This is a genomic window from Cutibacterium sp. KBN10P07758, from assembly GCF_050286205.1.
Taxonomy (GTDB): Bacteria; Actinomycetota; Actinomycetes; order Propionibacteriales; family Propionibacteriaceae; genus Cutibacterium; species Cutibacterium acnes.
Window position 1 is genome coordinate 2,241,270 of record NZ_JBNNQV010000001.1, and the last position, 16,659, is coordinate 2,257,928.

The following is a 16,659-nucleotide window of genomic DNA, read 5'->3' on the forward strand; positions in this document are numbered from 1 at the left end:
TCGAGGCCCGGTGTCAGCACCGAATGTGACAGCTGCCACAATGTAGGCACACGCCCGGCCACGAATGGTCGAACGATGCACGTGCTCATGAGGGGAGATGTTCGGATGGCAAATGTGGTGGCAACAGCGGCGACCCAACCGTTCTTCGCAACTCTCGGCGCAGCCTCGGCCGCCCGAATCATGGCCATGTGTGAGGCGTCAGTCTGCCCGCGAAATACCGTGATCTTCAAGGCCGGAGACTCAGCTGACAACCTGTACCTCGTCGTCGAAGGAAAGGTGAAGCTCACTCGCTCCACAACTGCCGATGACCTCACTCCCCGCGACTCCCTGTTGTGGCTTATGGGCCCCAGTGACATGTTTGGGGAGCTGTCGCTGGTTGACGGCGGCACCCGCTCCACGACGGCCACCACTGTGACCCGCTGCAGCCTGCTCAAGACTCCGGGTGCGCAGATGCGCGAGCTCGTTAAAGGCCGTCACGACGTCGCCCTGGCTATGTTGGGACGCCTGTCGGAGCGCCTGCGTCGAGCCGACGACAACACCGCCCATTTTGTCTCCGGTGACGTCCCAAGTCGATTGGCGTACACCCTGCTCGACCTGGCACGACGCTTCGGTACCGCGAACCCGTCAACTGGGCACATCGTGGTGCGTCACGACCTCACCCAGCACGAGCTCGCCCAGGCCGTCGGCTCCTCCCGAGAGACCGTCAACAAGGCGCTGACGGATTTCGCCGCTCGGGGATGGATCGCAGCGCGACCCAAGGTTGTCACCATCATGGAGCCGGAGAAGCTGGCATCGCGGGCCAACTGAGTTCGCGGCACCTCACATCCACAAGTGTGGGGGCCAGGCGTTAACGCCTGGCCCCCACAGTGTTGTTCTGGAACCGGCGCGATCAGACTTCGACGGTCAGTTCGACCTCGACGGCTGATCCGAGTGGCAGGGTGGCCACCCCGACGGCGCTGCGGGCGTGTCGGCCATGCTCGCCGAAGACCTGGCCAAGCAGCTGCGACGCGCCGTTGGCTACCCCAGCTTGACCGGTGAAGTCCGGGGCGGAGTTGACGAAGACGACCACTCGGACAATCCGCTTAATGGCGTCCAACCCACCGGCCACGTCAGCTGCCGCAGCGATGGCGTTAAGAGCAGCGGCGCGGGCAGCCTCAGCGGCCTGCTCAGCGGAAACGGCGTCTCCCACCTTGCCAACGGCAGTCAACTCACCATCAACGAAGGGTAGCTGACCGGAGGTAAGAATCTGTGATCCGGTCTGAATGGCCGGCACGTAATCGGCAACCGGAGCCGCAACTGGAGGAAGAGTAATCCCCAATTCGGCACACCTCGTTGTGGCGCTCATCGGGGTTCCTCCTGGTCAGGCAGCGGACGTTTGAAGTAGCCCACTAGCGAATCGGGGTTGGGGCCGGCGACGATCTGAACAAGTTCCCAACCGTCGGCTCCAAAGTTATTGAGGATCTGCTGCGAAGCGTGCACCAGAATCGGTGCTGTGAAGTACTCCCATCGGGTCATGACTTCACCCTAGCCGTCTTCGTCAGAGTTCCCCGGTCAGCGAGCAGCACATCGCGCCAACTCGTCACGTCTGGACGCTCACGCAGCAAGCGTCGCCTCTCACGCTCGGTCATACCGCCCCAGACCCCCCACTCAAGCCGGTTATCCAGGGCTTCAGCAAGGCATTCCGGACGGACGCGGCAGTCAGTGCAGATACGCCTAGCTCGGCGCTGCTCTTTTCCATCCGGAAAGAGGGCATCTGCCATACCGCGGCAATTTGCCTGAAGCGTCCAATCGTCAGCTTCATTGCTTTCCACGAATCTCACGGTACGCGATACGGATGCTTTTTGACAAGGGACCAAATAGTCAAACTGACTGCACGATGGACCATGATATCGCATACACCTACTCTAGAGTTACCCCATGGACACCACGACCACCATCGGTTGGGGAATCGCAGGCACTGGACGTATCGCTCGCACGATTCTTAAAGACTTCGCACATGTCCCGGGAGCACGCATCTGCGCTATCGCGTCAAGGTCGGCAGCCCGCGCCGATGCTTTTGCCGATCTGGTTACTCAGAACCTGAGTTGTCCCCGCCCAGACACTCATGATTCCTATGTCGACATGATCACCAACCCCACAGTGGACGTCGTTTACGTGGCAACCCCGCACCCTCAGCATCGACCGATCGCCCTGGCTGCCATTGACGCCGGGAAGGCTGTTCTCGTCGAGAAATCCTTCGCCGCAACTGCCCATGCAGCTGCCGAAATAGCTGAGGCTGCTCGGGCTAAAAGGGTCTTTGCCATGGAGGGGATGTGGACCCGGTTTTTGCCTGTCGTTACCGAGATGATCGACGCCGTCAACAATGGCGCGATCGGCGAGCCGACGGGTATCCAGGGAGATTTGTTCGCCCTGCGCGATTATGACCCTGACGACCGTCTCTTCTCCCCAGCTCTAGGTGGTGGAGTAACCCTTGACCTCGGCGTCTATGCCCTCGATTTCGCCATTCGCCTCTTTGGAGAGCCCACCGAGGTCATCGCCCGTGGCAACCACTTCCCCAATGGGGTGGATTCCGACGCTTCGATGCTGCTGACTTTCCCAAAGAACAAATTCGCCACGCTGGCCATCTCGTTCACCTCCGACGGTCCGGGACGCATGACTATTCAAGGCACCGACGGCTGGATAGAGGTCGAGCCTAGGTTCCACCACCCCAGCCGTATCCTCATCCACCGCCGCGGAGTCATCCCGGAGATCCACAACACCCCCGCGCTGGGCCGCGGCTACGCTCACGAACTCATGGAGGTCTGCCAATGTCTGCGAGCCGGACGCACCGAGAGCCTGACGATGCCACTCGACGACACGCTGGCGGTAGCCAGGACGATGTCTCGAGTCCTCGACCAGCTCGGTGTGGAGAACTACGGCGACACTGAACTGTCCCACGCCTGAACCTTGGGCCCGACAACAGGCCGTGACTCCTCAGATCACTCGCCCACTCCTCGCCCCCTCCAGGAAATCGTACGGACGCTAGTAAGTCCAAACTCCGTGACTGACGTGCCACTTCCCTTACGTCCCTGCTGGATAATCATGGACACCTCCACGACTACCTGTTCGATGCAGGGTAAGGAGTATGCTAGCATCATCAAAAATCCGAATCTCGACGAAGTTGATTCCCATGAATACATTGGTCACTGTTGACCGACCTGCCAGTATGACCGAGCAGGAATGGCGAAAAGCCATCAAATTTGACAGCACCGACTGGGGCTGGATCATTATGAGCATCGGCATGGCTATCGGTGCTGGTATTGTATTTCTTCCAGTGAAGGTCGGCTTAGTCGGATTGTGGGTTTTCCTCGTCTCATCGGTGATCGCCTATCCCGCGATGTACCTGTTCCAGAGGCTATTTATTAACACTTTGGCCGAATCACCCGAATGCAAGGACTACCCAAGCGTCATCTCAGGTTATCTGGGAAAGAACTGGGGCTTTTTTATCGGTATCCTCTATTTCATCATGTTGGTGATCTGGGTATTTATTTATTCGACAGCCCTCACCAACGATTCCGCCTCTTTTCTCCATTCCTTCGGAGTGACCAAAACTGTGTGGTCGCACAATCCGTTCTATGGTCTGGTTGTCATCTGCATCATGATGGCGATCGCCTCACGAGCGGAAAAGATCCTTTTCCGAATCTCGACGGTGATGGTACTCACGAAACTGTCTGTCGTGACTTTCCTCGGCCTCGCGATCATCGGCAGCTGGAACCTGGCGAACGTCGGGGCCTTCCCGAGCTTGGGCTACCTGGTGAAACAGACCATCATCATGCTCCCATTCACATTGACCTCGATACTCTTCATCCAGTCACTCAGTCCGATGGTCATCTCCTACCGGGCCCACTACAGGTCAATCGAAGTAGCACATCACAAGGCCTTGTGCTCCATGAACATCGCGTTCAGCGTACTGTTCATCACAGTCTTTTTCTATGCCATCTCCTTCAACTTAACCATGGGACATGACGTAGCGGTGAAAGCCTACAATCAAAACATCTCGACCTTGGCGATGGTGGCCCAGGGCATGGGAGGCACGACCGTCAAGATTTTCTCCTTGATTCTCAACATCTTCGCCGTAATGACGGCGTACTTCGGGGTGTTCCTCGGCTTCCGTGAGGCATGCCAAGGAATTGCGATGAACGTGCTACGCCGCCTCATCCCCGAGGAGAGAATCAACAAGAAAATTGTTTCATGGTCCATCCTCGTCTTTGCAATCCTAGTGTCGTGGGGTGCTATCCTCCTCAATGCCCCTGTGCTGAGTTTCACCTCCATCTGCAGTCCCATCTTCGGCATGATCGGTTGCCTCATCCCAGCGTATCTTGTATTTAAAGTTCCCTCACTTCACAAATTCCGACGCCCGAGTCTAATTCTCATTATCGCAACAGGAATTCTTCTAGTTGTCTCGCCATTCCTGGCTTTCAGCTAATTCTTATCAGAAAGGTTGATCATGACACCCTTGGCGACCGAAGGAGTCCGGAATGCCGACTCGATGCAGAAAACACGATGTCAAACCCCGCTTTCTCCCTCTGAGATCAACAACCTCATTGAGGCCCTCCACCAGGGCGTGACCCCAGCCACCGGCTGCACCGAACCGATTGCCTTGGCCTATGCCGCAGCGCGCGCCAAACGAGCTCTTGGAAGCGACGCGAAACAACTCGACTCTCTCCACATTGACGCTCGGGTATCCCCCAACATTATGAAGAACGGCATGGCCGTCATGGTCCCCGGCACCGGACGGCCCGACCTCGAGATCGCCGCAGCGGTGGGAGCCCTCGCAGGCAACCCCGATGCGGGGCTAGCGGTCCTGGCCGACGTCAGCGAAGACGCGGCAGAGAAGGCGCGTCACCTAGTCGATTCAGGAGCCGTCGAACTCACTGTGGCCGATGTGGACGATGACCTCTATGCCGAAACCGTCCTTCACCTCGATGGTCACCACGCTCGAGCCTGTATTGCAGGCGACCACGCAAACGTATTCCTTGTCAGCCGCGACGACGAAGTCCCTGAGAGCAAGGAACGCCCAGCCGCAGGCCACGTCCCCCCGACGGCCGCACTCCTCCAAGGCCTCAGTCTGGCCAAGATCTACGATTTCGCTACCACCGTGGATATTGAGCGCATCGAGTTCATTACCGAAGCCGAACGCCTCAACAGCGCCTTGGTCGATGCTGGACGAGACGGCTCCTACGGGATTGGTGAAGGTGCCGCCATACTCGGATCGATCGACCGCGGCATGGCCTCAGACGACCTGTGCACACGCATGACCGCATACACTGCAGCCGCCTCAGACGCACGAATGGGCGGTGCCCCCTTGCCGGCAATGACCAACAGTGGATCAGGCAACCAAGGCATCGTCGCCACCGTCCCAGTCACTGTCGCGGCGGACTACGCAGGTGTCGACCACGAACGGCGCGTGCGCGCCCTGGCCCTCTCTCACGCCGTCGCCCTCTACGCCCACGCCGGGCTTCCCGTGCTCTCCGCCTTCTGTGCCGCGACCACAGCAGCGATGGGCGCGGCAGCCGGGATCTGCCTGGTGTTAGACGGCTCCTACAGCGCGGTGGAACGCGCAGTCGCATCAATGACCGGCGACGTCGTCGGCATGGTCTGCGATGGTGCAGGCTGCAGCTGTGCGTTGAAGGTCTCCGCCTCAGTGAATTCAGCCGGGCGTGCCGCCTTGCTCTCGCTGGCAGGCCGACGCGTACCTGGGACGAACGGGCTGGTACACGATGACGTCGACGCAGCGATTCGCGGCATCGGCCGGCTGGGAACCGAAGGAATGAAACAGACCGATCCGGAGATCCTGTCGCTGATGATGGCGAAACAGACCGTCTGAATCACGGGACCATCGGCCCAGCCTCAGCCGGGCCGATGCGCGAGGTACCGCGTCGCGATATTGCTCCGTCGATCCACACCTGGCGACGGGCCGGCACGGCGACCCTCCGTGTCCTCAGACCTTGACGACCTTGACCGCCAGTCCTAGGTCCAGCTCGACGGCCCAGTCGTCGGCGCGGGGCTCACGCGACATCTGGACCGCCAGCACCTCCTGACTGATCTGCTCAGCATGCTCCTCGATAGCTTTAGCCAGATCAGCACTAGCAGACCACGCCAAGGTGATACGGTCGGAAACGTCGAGTCCAGCCTTCTTGCGGCTGTCCTGGACGAAACGGATGACCTCACGGGCTTGCCCAGCGCGAGCCAACTCGGGGGTAATCTCCAAATCGAGAGCCACCGTCTCACCCTGCTCGTTGACGACGCTCCAGCCTTCCCGAGGACGCTCGGAGACGATCACATCGTCAGCAGTCACGACGGCCTTACCTCCCTCGACCTCTGGTACATCCAACTCGACAGACCCCTTGATGGCCAGTTCGGAGGCAAGCCACTCGGGATCGGCAGCGGCAATAGCGGCTGCGACCTTCGGAGTGGCTTTAGCGTACTTCTTGCCTAGGGCCCGGAAATTACCCTTCGCACAATGATCAACGAGGTCCCCAGCCGCAGTAAAGGAATCCAGAGCCATGACGTTCAGCTCGGACCGGATCTCAGCCTGCAAATCCTCGTCCAGCTTAGCCAAAGCGGCACCAGAAATGAGGGCGCGAGACAAAGGCTGACGGATCTTGGCCTTGGCCTCTGCACGGGCACCACGCCCCAGCTCGACGAGGCGTCGGGCCAGATCCATCGATTCGGACAGGGACTCGTCGATGAGCGAGTCGTCGACCACCGGCCAACTTGCCAAATGGACCGACTCCGGGCCGTGCGGATTTGTCGTCACGAAAAGGTCCTGCCAGACCCGCTCGGTGATAAACGGAACCATCGGTGCCATCAACTTAGTGAGGGTTTCGAGGGTCTCGTGCAAAGTCCACAGGGCGCCCTCATCGCCGTCCCAGAAGCGACGGCGGGAACGGCGCACGTACCAGTTAGACAGCTCGTCGACGAACTGAGCAATGAGGTTGCCGACGCGCTGGGTGTCGAAGTTGTTCAGCGCCTCAGTAACGTCGCGTACCAGCACATTGGTGGCGCTGACGAGCCAGCGATCCAGCACGTGACGCTGTGTTACAGCGGGGGGGACAACCCCCCCGAACCCCCTCGAATCCCCGGACCCCCTCGCCGGGTCGGCATCCTGCTGCGTGCCTTGAGCTGGAGACCACCCATTGGCGCGGGCGTAGAGGGCCTGGAAGCTCACGGTATTCCAGTACGTCAACAGAACCTTGCGGACCGTCTCCTGGATGGTCTCGTCACCGACGCGTCGTGCACTCCATGGGGAGCCGTCGGCCGCCATGAACCAACGCAGCGCGTCGGTACCATGAGAATCCATGAGCGGGATAGGCAACAGGATGTTGCCAAGGTGCTTGCTCATCTTGCGACCGTCCTCGGCCAAAATGTGGCCCAGGCACAGCACATTACGATACGAGGACTCGTCAAACACCAGGGTTCCGACGGCCATCATGGTGTAAAACCACCCGCGGGTCTGGTCGATGGCCTCACAGATGAAGTCACCCGGGTAGTGGGACTCGAACTTCTCCTTCGAACCGGGCACATGCGGGTATCCCCACTGGGCGAAGGGCATCGAGCCCGAATCGAGCCAGGCATCAGCCACCTCGGGCACCCGGTGATAGGTATGGCCGTCTCGGGTGAAGGTCACCTCGTCAATGAACGGGCGATGCGGATCCATCCCGGTGACGTCATGCCCGACGTACTGGGATAACTCGGCCAGCGACTCCACACAGATGACGTCGGAGTGATCGTCGTCGTTGCGCCACAACGGCAACGGAGTACCCCAGTAGCGCGACCGGCTGACAGCCCAGTCGATGTTGTTCTCCAGCCAATCACCAAAACGGCCATGCTTAATCGTCTCGGGATACCACGTGGTGCCCTCGTTCTGGGCCAGCAGTTGTTCCTTAACCTTCGTCGTGCGGATATACCACGAGGGCTGGGCGTAGTAGATGAGGTGGGTGTCACAGCGCCAGCAGTGCGGGTAGGAGTGCCAGTGCATCTCCAAGCGGAATAGGACTCCGCGCCTGTCAAGATCTTCGCATAACGGCTTGTCGGCGGTCTTGAAGAACTGCCCGCCCACCAGCGGCACGGATTCCTCGAAGGTACCGTCGGGGCGAATCGGATTGACCAGCGGCAACCCGTAGCGACGGCAGGTCTGTAGATCGTCGGCGCCAAAGGCTGGGGCCTGATGCACCAGTCCGGTGCCATCTTCGATGGTGACGTAGTCGGCTAGAACGACGAAGTTTGCGTCGGCAGGAGTGGGACGTCCATCAACCGTCACCCGCTCAGTCTTCGGCCACTCCAGGAAGTTGTAGGGGCGCTCGTAGGTCCACAATTCCATCTGCGAGCCCAAGAAGGATTCGCCGGTGAGGCTCCACCCCTCACCCAGCACTTTTTCGAACAGTGGCTCAGCGATGATGAGGTCCTGGGAGGCCGGATCCTCTGCAGAGGCAGTAGCGACGGCATCAGACCCCTCCGGAACCGGATCCTGGTGGGCGACGACGTATCGCACCTCGGGGTGGACGGCCACAGCAGTGTTCGATACGAGGGTCCAGGGGGTGGTCGTCCACACCAGCAGCTTGGCGCGTCCAGCCAGCGGGCCCGACGTCACCGGGAACGGCACATAGATCGACGGATCGCGGTCATCCTGGTAACCCTGAGCCAGCTCATGGTCGGACAGGGTGGTACCGCAGCGCGGGCAGTACGGGGCCACACGGTGGTCCTCGCCGAGTAAACCCTTATCCCAGATTCGCTTAAGACCCCACCACACCGACTCGACGTAGGACGGGCTCATCGTCCAATACGCCTCATCCATATTGACCCAGTAGCCCATTCGCTCGGTGAGTTCGCTGAAGGCATCGACGTGGCGGGTAACGGACTCGCGACATTTGGCATTGAACGGCTCAACGCCGTACTTCTCGATGTCAGGCTTACCGGAGAACCCGAGCTCCTTTTCAACGGCCAGTTCGACGGGTAGACCGTGACAGTCCCAGCCTGCCTTGCGGTCGACGCGGAACCCCTGCATCGTCTTGAAACGCGGGAAGATGTCTTTGAACACCCGGGCCTCAACGTGGTGGGTACCTGGCTGGCCGTTAGCGGTCGGCGGGCCCTCAAAGAAGGTCCACGGTTGGCCGTCCTTGGTGGCCTCCAAGGACTTGTCAAAAGTGTGCTGACGAGCCCACAGATCAATGATCTCGTGGTCCATCGCGGGCAGGTCGATCTGTGGCGGCACGTTGTTGTACTGCCTGCAGTTGTCGGAGCGAACTGGGTTCACATCGGTCATCGCAGCGGGTGGTCCTTCGTCTCGGGTCACCGAGGGACGAGCACACCGGATTCTCCGGGTACCCGCGGTACCACCCTCCTTGCACGACGTCAACGACGTCGGCCTCTCGGTTAGTCGATCGCTGCTGGTTCTACTAAGGCGATGTATGCACTCGCCCGTTCTTCCAGCGACTCCGGGGTGATCGCCCCATCACTGCCTTGCGGTCGCAAGCATCTTACTCCAACTGAAGAAAACTGTGGCGGGTCTCCGGGCACGGTGGCAATGATGTCGCTCTACGGCATTGTTGCCACCACAGACGCCAGGAACGACCATCACCTACCGAAATGCCACACACCTGGGAACTCCCCCGGCCTGCACGTAGTCACTTGATCGAGGCCTTGCCGCAAACACCGGTGGCAATCAGGTTTCAGAGTCAACAACGGACCACTGAGATGCTCTGTGCGCGGTAATAGCCACCTTGGGTATACGGCGTCCTAGACGTCTTCCGTCATAGGTGACACGAGCTAGGTCGACATGAAGGAGAACACCCAAATGTGCTTGAGGTGTTGCTTGTTCCCGTCCCGACGGTCCCTGCCTCACCATCATCCTCGTGTGCCGGAGGGACCCCACCTGCCCACACTAGTCAGTTGACCTCGCGTATGAGGATCACCCACGATTACGCCACGGGCGGGGCTTAACCAGCAAGGCAGAGATCCCTAGAAGGCAGAGAGCCACTGAAAGCACTGCAGACAGTACATCTGTGCGATCCTTCACCGGCCAAGACCACGGAGCTTCGAAACTTGCGGTGCTCCCCGCCAATAGACTCATGAGAACCCAGATAGTCGCAGGTAGGGATGACAGTCTTTTGACGCCAAGTGCGTTGGCAAGAAGGGTCACCCCAGACAATCCGACAGTATTTCGCGTGGCAACCATTCCGACGGGGAGATTTCCCACATACGCCAAAATTCCAACAAGGACGGCCGGCGTCGTTGACAGGAGACAATCGGCAAGTGCAGTCCGCCGCTCGGATCCTGCTTCCAGCCGCGTGTCACGCCGCGAAAGACACCAACCTTGCACGATGACCACGCACAGGGGAACCACGGCGGCATTAGGAACGTCAACACCTCTGCCTGTCAAAAACGGGGGGATCGCGACTATGACTTCGGAAGTGAGTCCGATGAGGACACAACAAACCACAGTCGCTGCAAGCAAAGATAACAGGGATCGATTTCGAGCCCAGGCTTTCCAGCCCAGCAGCACATTACCGCTCAACATGTCCGAAGCCGGGCTCGATCATGTTCAATAATGCTGGCCTGCTTCTCGATCGGCAGTCGATCGATGGATTTCAACCACTCACGAGTCTCTGGGGATAATGCTGTGTCTCGCACCTTGATGCCTGAATGTTCCACCAACCAAGCGACAACACGATCCTGAACATTTTGCACCCAGATCTCCACTTCGTCTTGACGAACTTGACACGGAGCAACAGCCAGGCCCTCCGCGACTGCCGATAGTGCGGGTAATGCCGATTCAGACACATCCTCTGCCGACGCCGACCACCAAACGGTTGTTTGAGTCGATTGCTCAATGCCCTGCCGGTATGCCCTTGGAACGTGAACCCCGTTGGCCCTCCACGCAGCATCTGCCTTCTGCACTATGGGCCCCAGCAGTTGGAGGTCGTGCGCATCCCAAGTACACACCGTGGGATCCTTCAAACACGTCTGCGTCCCAGTTCGAGGCACGGCAGGAAAAGCACCCACACCCTCCACCTCACGGAATCCAATTAACACTGTTGAGACCAACCCGATAATCAAGATCACGGTCACGATGGCACTTGAATGATAGCGCAGCCTACTCGCAATAAGCGCCACCATAGACACAACAAGAACACCGCATGCCATCGTCATGCCGGCCGCAAGGACTTGCGGATCTAGCATCTCCCCCACATTACAGCAGTCCATGTAATAACCAACCAGATACCTCAATTCTAGTACCGATACGGCCGGACCATACAAAACGAGTATAAATGGGATCAAAAGAGCCGTCGGTGCCGCTAATGCCAATGGCCATGACATTCCAATCACAGCGCCAACGACACCCCACGCGAGCATCCAGACAACACCAATCAACGACATTTTTACAATTTGATCCCCAGATCCTGAAAGCAGAACGAAAACGCCTACAGCTATTGTAGAAGGAAGAACAGCAATTGCCCACCACGGCGCCACAATTCTCAGCCGAGACCGCTTGGATAATCTCTTTAGAATCTGGCCTTCAGTAAATCTCCGAAGTTCCAAGCAAGCACTCAGCGCGACAGGCCCCGCAACCATCATGAATGCGTAAAGTATGCTGGAAGCTCGCTCAATAGCTGAGCGTGCCGGAGGATTCCCAAATGCTCCATACCACCACATGAGCAGCATTACTGGCACAAGACGCACGCCATAAGACCGTCGAAGCAGAAGACGCCACGTCATCGCGCCTGCTCCGATACACCCACGACATCGAGAAATGCCGCCTCTGCCGCGTGAGAAGATCCCGCACCATGCATCAGGAACTCATCGGTAGATCCGTCATAGGCAATGCGCCCCTTATGCAGTATTACGACCCTGTTGTACATTGAGTCAACGTCGGAAGTATCGTGAGTGGACACCACAAAACTACGAGTAGCGCCGAGCTCCGTGAGCAGATTCCGGAATACGTGCTTCTGCGCTGGGTCAAGGCCAGCAGTTGGCTCATCGAGCAAAACAATCGGCTGTTCTCCTACCAGAGCTTGAGCCAGACCAACTCGACGCAGCTGTCCCCCGGACAACTGATTGGGCTTATCCTTCAGGCGGTCTTCTAATTGGACTGCCTCTAGCGCCATAATTGCCCGCTTCTCACTCTGGGACGAACTACACCCGCCGAGCCAAGCTGAATATGCCACTTGCTCAACCACCCGGAAGCCAGGAATTGGCCTGATCTGCTGGGGCATCAGAGACACAACAGAGCGAGGATGTTTACCCCCATTCACGGCTATTAACCCCGCTGAGGGCTGAAGTTCTCCCGCACATAGCCGCAGCAGGGTAGTTTTCCCCGCACCATTAAGACCCAAGAGAACCGTTGGCCCGGTATCACCCAGAATTAAGTTCAGTTCAGTGAAAAGCCGGGATTTGCATCGTGGATAGGAGAAGTGAACCCCTTCGAGCTGTAGTGTCTGGGTCACCATCGGATCCGGAAATCACGAACAGAAAGCTTCAACCACGTAGGGGATCCCCCCGTCAGGCCAACTAACCGGAACCTGTAAGTTCCGGCAGGCGGGCGCCCATAGTAAACGGAACCGGTCTTCGCGCAAGACAGCGTCTTATCACCGATGTTTACATCTGGCCTGAAGTCCTTTACCCGACGCAGATTGTACGTTACGGTTTTAGGAATCACACCGGCACTATCGGGCGCGGGTGAACACTTCGTGTAGTGCGAGAGGCTAGTCCTGCCGTCATGCCTGTTAGGATCATCCCACGTGGACGACTCATGTCCCACCGCCCAGTTGGAGATGTACGTATTTCTAACCCCATCTGAAGTTTCTGCCCATGCCGTGGCGCACCCAATTACGCCGAGACAGGTGGCCGCTAGGGTCACACCTGCAACTGTTCGATTCTTCACGCTGCTTGTCCTCGTAGCCTAATGCCCGCCGCCGCTCGGAGAGCCGTCGGCAGCTAAGGATATTTGCAGACTTTGGTTGCCGTCAAGACATCTACGACTATTAAGATCCCCGCCTGCGAAGGGGCTGTACCTCTACGTCAACCGCCACTTTGGGCTCTGAGTCGTTCGTCACCGTTCTCTCATCGCCAGCAGCTTCTCGATGACCTGCGCAACCCCATCCTCGGCATTCGACGGCGCCCGGTGACGGGCCGCTGCGACCGCCAACGGCACCGCATGAGCCATCGCGTAGGAGTCTCCCGCCCAGGCGAGCATCTCGACGTCATTAGCTCCGTCACCGAAGGCCACGGTGCCGCGTTGCTCGATGCCCAGGTGATCGCACAGCATGGACAAACCGGAGTCTTTGGCCACCCCCTTAGCACTAATCTCTAGCATCGGCTTGCCCGAGGTAGTGACGTGTACCTCGCCAGCCATACCGACGCTCGCCGCGCGCGCAGCGAGTTCCGCGACGGGCAGGTTCGGATGGCGGGCGACCATTTTGAGGCAGTCTCCGTCAAGCACCTCGTCAAGATCCAGGGCGGGCATGTCGGATGGCTCGCGGGAATGGTCAGCGAAAGTCGTCAACTCGGCATAGCCGCGCTGGGAGGCGAAAGTGAGCCCGTCGTCCTTGATCGTCAGAAAGCGGGTGCCGGGAGCGGCATCGAGGAGACGGTGGGCGAACTCGTTCGCCACGGCACCCGGCATGAGTTGGCGAAAGAGTACGGTGCGAGCCTGGAGGTCCCAGCAAATGGCGCCGTTGGAGCACAGTGCCCAGCGGCCTAAGTCGTCACGCCACTTCTCAATACCGTAAATCTGCCGTGCTGTGACTGGCACCACCGGCACCCCGGCCTTCTCTGCGACGCGAATGGCATCACGAGTGCGAGGGCTGATAGCGCCGTCAGGAGTCAGGAGGGTTCCGTCAAGGTCAGTTGCGATGAGCACACTGCGAGATTATCGAGATGCCAGCAACTCCTCGACAACAACGGCGAAACCATCCTCCTCGCAGGAGGGAGCGCGCCTGTCCGCAGCAGCAATCGCCTCCGGCTTGGCGCCGCCCATCGCATAAGACACACCGGCCCACTGCAACATCTCAACGTCATTGGCCCCGTCTCCCAGAGCGACGACATGGGCGCGATCCTCCCCGAGGAGCTGGCAGATGCGTTCCAGACCACTGGCCTTCGTCACGCCAGCTGGTCCAGCTTCCGCCACCGTGAACCCGGCCCACGTAGCGTGAACTCCGGGCACCCGCAGACGCCTGGACAGCTGGTAGATATCTGAGGCAAGCACTGTCGGGTGCACGATCATGAGCTTGACGGCTTCACTAGAGCACAGCTCCTTACGACTGACGAGAACGTGCTCGGCGGGATCATTCTCAGACTCAAAGGCAGGGACAATCTCGTCGTACCCCTCCTCAACGAGAAAGACTGAGGAATCCCCAACCTCCGCACAGAACACCACCCCCGGACACTCGGCAGTGAGTTGGTCGACGTAGGACTTCACGGTGCGAGCCGACATCGTCTCGGTGAAGAGAGTCTCGCCAGTGGACATGTCCGTACCGACAGCACCGTTAGACACCAGGGCATGCCGGTGAAAGACCGGACCGATGACGCGCAGCCCACCAATAGCCCGTCCCGTTACCGGAATGACGTGAATACCAGCTGCCTCGGCGGCCTTCACGGCAGCCCGGTTTCGAGGAGACACGGTGGCGTCGGGGGTGAGGAAGGTTCCGTCGAGGTCGGTCGCAATGAGCACCCCGTCACCCTATCGACAAGTCCCGAATCCGTCCCCGTTTGGGTACCGTCGGTAAAGACCATCACAATGGTCTTGCAGGGCGTTCCTGCGTGGCGCGAGGAGGGTGTCAGATGGCGGAGAAGCGGCCGGGTGCTCGTAGCGGATCCGCGTCCCGAAATCATCCGCGCTCCTGGCACGGCGACGACCGGATCCCACGAACTGCTGACGGCATTGACGCCCGTATTTTCCGTCCCGGCCAGGCCTCCGCCCAGCCCGCTACCCCACCACAGTCGAGCGCCACCCCTCCTGAACCCCCGGTCGATGAGGAAAACCCGACGAGGATGGCCCCGGTAGGCAACCTTTCGAGGTCGTGGCCCCTGACCCGCTCGAGGACGGTTTCTCCCCACAATGGCCAAGCCAAACTCCGTCATTCCAGGCCACCAAGGGCGCACCGGACCCGTCGCGTCTCGCTGGAAAAACTCTTTCGCGCCAAGACACCAGTGGAGCCGACTCTGGCTCTCAACCTGGGCGACGCTGAGATGGCAATCATGCAGGCTCGACGTGTCGTCGACCTCGTCACCCGCGTCGCGGTGATGGCGATCTCGGTTGGAGGTTCCGCGTCTGAGGCCGTCGCAATAGCCCTGCGCATCACCGCGACTTACGGAGTGACCGTCCATATCGACATTACGAACACTTCCGTCATCGTCACCCAGCATCGTGGACTGGACGAGGACCCCATCACCGTGTTGCGGGTGGTTCGTTCCCGCAGCAACGACTACCAGCGCCTGGGTGAACTGCAGTTGCTCGTCGATGACATTTGCGACAAGACCGTCGGGCTCGAGGAGGCCGCCGACCGCTTGGCCGCCATCACGCGTAGCCCCCGGTTGTACCGTCAGTGGTTCGTCACTATGAACATTGGTCTCATGGGGGCAGGGCTGTCCACCTTGTTCGGCGGTACCGTCATGGACGGCGTGCTGAGCTTCTTCTCGACGTGCATCGTCGACGCCACCGTTCAGGCGATGGCGCGCAAGCGGATCACGAATTTCTTTGCTCAGGCAGCCGGTGGCGCCATCGCGACCACGTTCGCCCTTATCGTCATGGTGTACATGGCGGCTTCCAATCACCCTCTGCCGCTGTCTCCGTCCCTCATCGTCGCCGCCGGAATCGTCTCCCTGCTGGCCGGCGGCTCTTTCGTCGCGGCCTCCCAGGACGCCCTCGACGGCTACGTCGTCACAAGTTCCGGACGATTCCTGGAAGGGTTTGTACAAACCGGTGGCGTCATCCTCGGCGTCATCACGGCGATGTGGATCGGACTGAGGCTCGGAGTGCCCGGGTACATCTCGCCCGCCCTGGGGTTCTCCACCAACCCGGTCCTCCAGATGGTCGCTGCCGCGGTCATCGCCGTGACCTTCGGCATTTCTTCTCACGCTGGATACCGCACCCTGGCGATCTGTGCGGCCTTGGGGGCGGCAGCCTGGGCCGGATACCTCCTCGGCATGCAGTTGACGGGATCTGTGTCGGCAGCGTCAGGACTCGCAGCCATGGTGGCAGGCTTTATCGCAGGCCTGGGAGCGAAGCGCTGGAAGGTGCCTCAGCTAGGTTTGGTGACGATCGCCATCGTCCCCCTCATGCCCGGCGTCATGATGTACCGAGCCCTGTACATGATCGTCAATGCGCAAAACGAAACCGGCGGCACCTCGAACGCTGGGTGGACCCTCTTTCTAGAGGCCCTGCTCGTCGGTGTGGCGCTAGCCGTCGGAGGCAGCTTCGGCGCGCTGCTGGCCCGTCCATTCACTCTCCCGAAGGATCTGCGGTCCCGGTTGGCGACCCTCGCTTCCTGGGGTGCTGGTCAAGCCGTCCCGCGTGAACGGCGCCGTCGGCGATCCCAGCCCCCGGCGGATCCGCACCATCCAGCTCTCAACAACACTGAGACTGACCCGACTGTGACGGGAACTTGGGCACGGTAGGCG

At 59.7% G+C, this 16,659-nt stretch carries 15 protein-coding genes; 6 read left to right on the forward strand and 9 right to left on the reverse strand.

Annotated elements, in window-relative coordinates; genetic code table 11:
- The first annotated feature begins 75 nt into the window (after positions 1 to 75).
- Positions 76 to 807, forward strand: a complete 732-nt coding sequence (locus ACOYO3_RS11115; RefSeq protein WP_002524660.1) for a Crp/Fnr family transcriptional regulator — start codon at positions 76 to 78, stop codon at positions 805 to 807.
- A gap of 82 nt (positions 808 to 889) precedes the next feature.
- Here ACOYO3_RS11115 and ACOYO3_RS11120 read toward each other — a convergent pair whose 3' ends face one another.
- From ACOYO3_RS11120 to ACOYO3_RS11130, 3 genes are read right to left on the reverse strand one after another with little or no spacing between them, the layout of a single operon-like run.
- Positions 890 to 1,345, reverse strand: a complete 456-nt coding sequence (locus ACOYO3_RS11120) for a RidA family protein (RefSeq protein ID WP_002517122.1) — start codon at positions 1,343 to 1,345, stop codon at positions 890 to 892.
- Positions 1,342 to 1,515: a DUF4177 domain-containing protein gene (locus ACOYO3_RS11125; RefSeq protein WP_002517217.1), complete on the reverse strand. Its 174-nt coding sequence runs from the start codon at positions 1,513 to 1,515 to the stop codon at positions 1,342 to 1,344. Before ACOYO3_RS11125 ends, ACOYO3_RS11120 begins: the two co-directional genes overlap by 4 nt.
- On the reverse strand, positions 1,512 to 1,811 hold the full coding sequence (locus tag ACOYO3_RS11130) for a WhiB family transcriptional regulator (protein ID WP_002517165.1): 300 nt from the start codon (positions 1,809 to 1,811) through the stop codon (positions 1,512 to 1,514). Before ACOYO3_RS11130 ends, ACOYO3_RS11125 begins: the two co-directional genes overlap by 4 nt.
- 106 nt (positions 1,812 to 1,917) lie before the next feature.
- Here ACOYO3_RS11130 and ACOYO3_RS11135 point away from each other — a divergent pair, with 106 nt between their 5' ends.
- The 4 genes from ACOYO3_RS11135 to ACOYO3_RS11150 all read left to right on the forward strand — a co-directional run bounded on the left by ACOYO3_RS11135 (position 1,918) and on the right by ACOYO3_RS11150 (position 5,866).
- Complete coding sequence (locus tag ACOYO3_RS11135; RefSeq protein WP_427305888.1) at positions 1,918 to 2,943, forward strand: Gfo/Idh/MocA family protein; 1,026 nt, start codon at positions 1,918 to 1,920, stop codon at positions 2,941 to 2,943.
- A gap of 105 nt (positions 2,944 to 3,048) precedes the next feature.
- Positions 3,049 to 3,192 (forward strand): hypothetical protein, encoded by a 144-nt coding sequence (locus tag ACOYO3_RS11140; RefSeq protein WP_002524659.1) that lies wholly within the window; start codon positions 3,049 to 3,051, stop codon positions 3,190 to 3,192.
- Between the two features lie 13 nt (positions 3,193 to 3,205).
- Positions 3,206 to 4,465 (forward strand): amino acid permease, encoded by a 1,260-nt coding sequence (locus ACOYO3_RS11145; protein WP_002524658.1) that lies wholly within the window; start codon positions 3,206 to 3,208, stop codon positions 4,463 to 4,465.
- Between the two features lie 21 nt (positions 4,466 to 4,486).
- On the forward strand, positions 4,487 to 5,866 hold the full coding sequence (locus ACOYO3_RS11150; RefSeq protein WP_427305889.1) for a serine dehydratase subunit alpha family protein: 1,380 nt from the start codon (positions 4,487 to 4,489) through the stop codon (positions 5,864 to 5,866).
- Positions 5,867 to 5,980: 114 nt separating this feature from the next.
- Here the strand turns inward: ACOYO3_RS11150 and ileS are convergent, their stop codons facing one another.
- The 6 genes from ileS to ACOYO3_RS11180 all read right to left on the reverse strand — a co-directional run bounded on the left by ileS (position 5,981) and on the right by ACOYO3_RS11180 (position 14,710).
- Positions 5,981 to 9,304 carry an isoleucine--tRNA ligase gene (gene ileS / locus ACOYO3_RS11155; protein WP_002524656.1) on the reverse strand — a complete coding sequence of 1,108 codons (3,324 nt, stop codon included), beginning with the start codon at positions 9,302 to 9,304 and terminating at the stop codon, positions 5,981 to 5,983.
- A 645-nt stretch (positions 9,305 to 9,949) separates the two neighbouring features.
- Complete coding sequence (locus tag ACOYO3_RS11160; RefSeq protein ID WP_002524654.1) at positions 9,950 to 10,540, reverse strand: hypothetical protein; 591 nt, start codon at positions 10,538 to 10,540, stop codon at positions 9,950 to 9,952.
- A gap of 11 nt (positions 10,541 to 10,551) precedes the next feature.
- Complete coding sequence (locus tag ACOYO3_RS11165; protein WP_032499999.1) at positions 10,552 to 11,703, reverse strand: hypothetical protein; 1,152 nt, start codon at positions 11,701 to 11,703, stop codon at positions 10,552 to 10,554.
- Between the two features lie 50 nt (positions 11,704 to 11,753).
- A complete protein-coding gene (locus tag ACOYO3_RS11170) occupies positions 11,754 to 12,488 on the reverse strand; it encodes an ATP-binding cassette domain-containing protein (protein ID WP_032499998.1) in 735 nt (244 codons plus the stop codon).
- A gap of 602 nt (positions 12,489 to 13,090) precedes the next feature.
- Positions 13,091 to 13,900, reverse strand: a complete 810-nt coding sequence (locus tag ACOYO3_RS11175; RefSeq protein ID WP_002524651.1) for a Cof-type HAD-IIB family hydrolase — start codon at positions 13,898 to 13,900, stop codon at positions 13,091 to 13,093.
- A gap of 9 nt (positions 13,901 to 13,909) precedes the next feature.
- Positions 13,910 to 14,710 carry an HAD-IIB family hydrolase gene (locus tag ACOYO3_RS11180; protein ID WP_002524650.1) on the reverse strand — a complete coding sequence of 267 codons (801 nt, stop codon included), beginning with the start codon at positions 14,708 to 14,710 and terminating at the stop codon, positions 13,910 to 13,912.
- 479 nt (positions 14,711 to 15,189) lie between these two features.
- Here ACOYO3_RS11180 and ACOYO3_RS11185 point away from each other — a divergent pair, with 479 nt between their 5' ends.
- Positions 15,190 to 16,656 (forward strand): threonine/serine ThrE exporter family protein, encoded by a 1,467-nt coding sequence (locus ACOYO3_RS11185; RefSeq protein WP_002524649.1) that lies wholly within the window; start codon positions 15,190 to 15,192, stop codon positions 16,654 to 16,656.
- Positions 16,657 to 16,659: the final 3 nt, after the last annotated feature.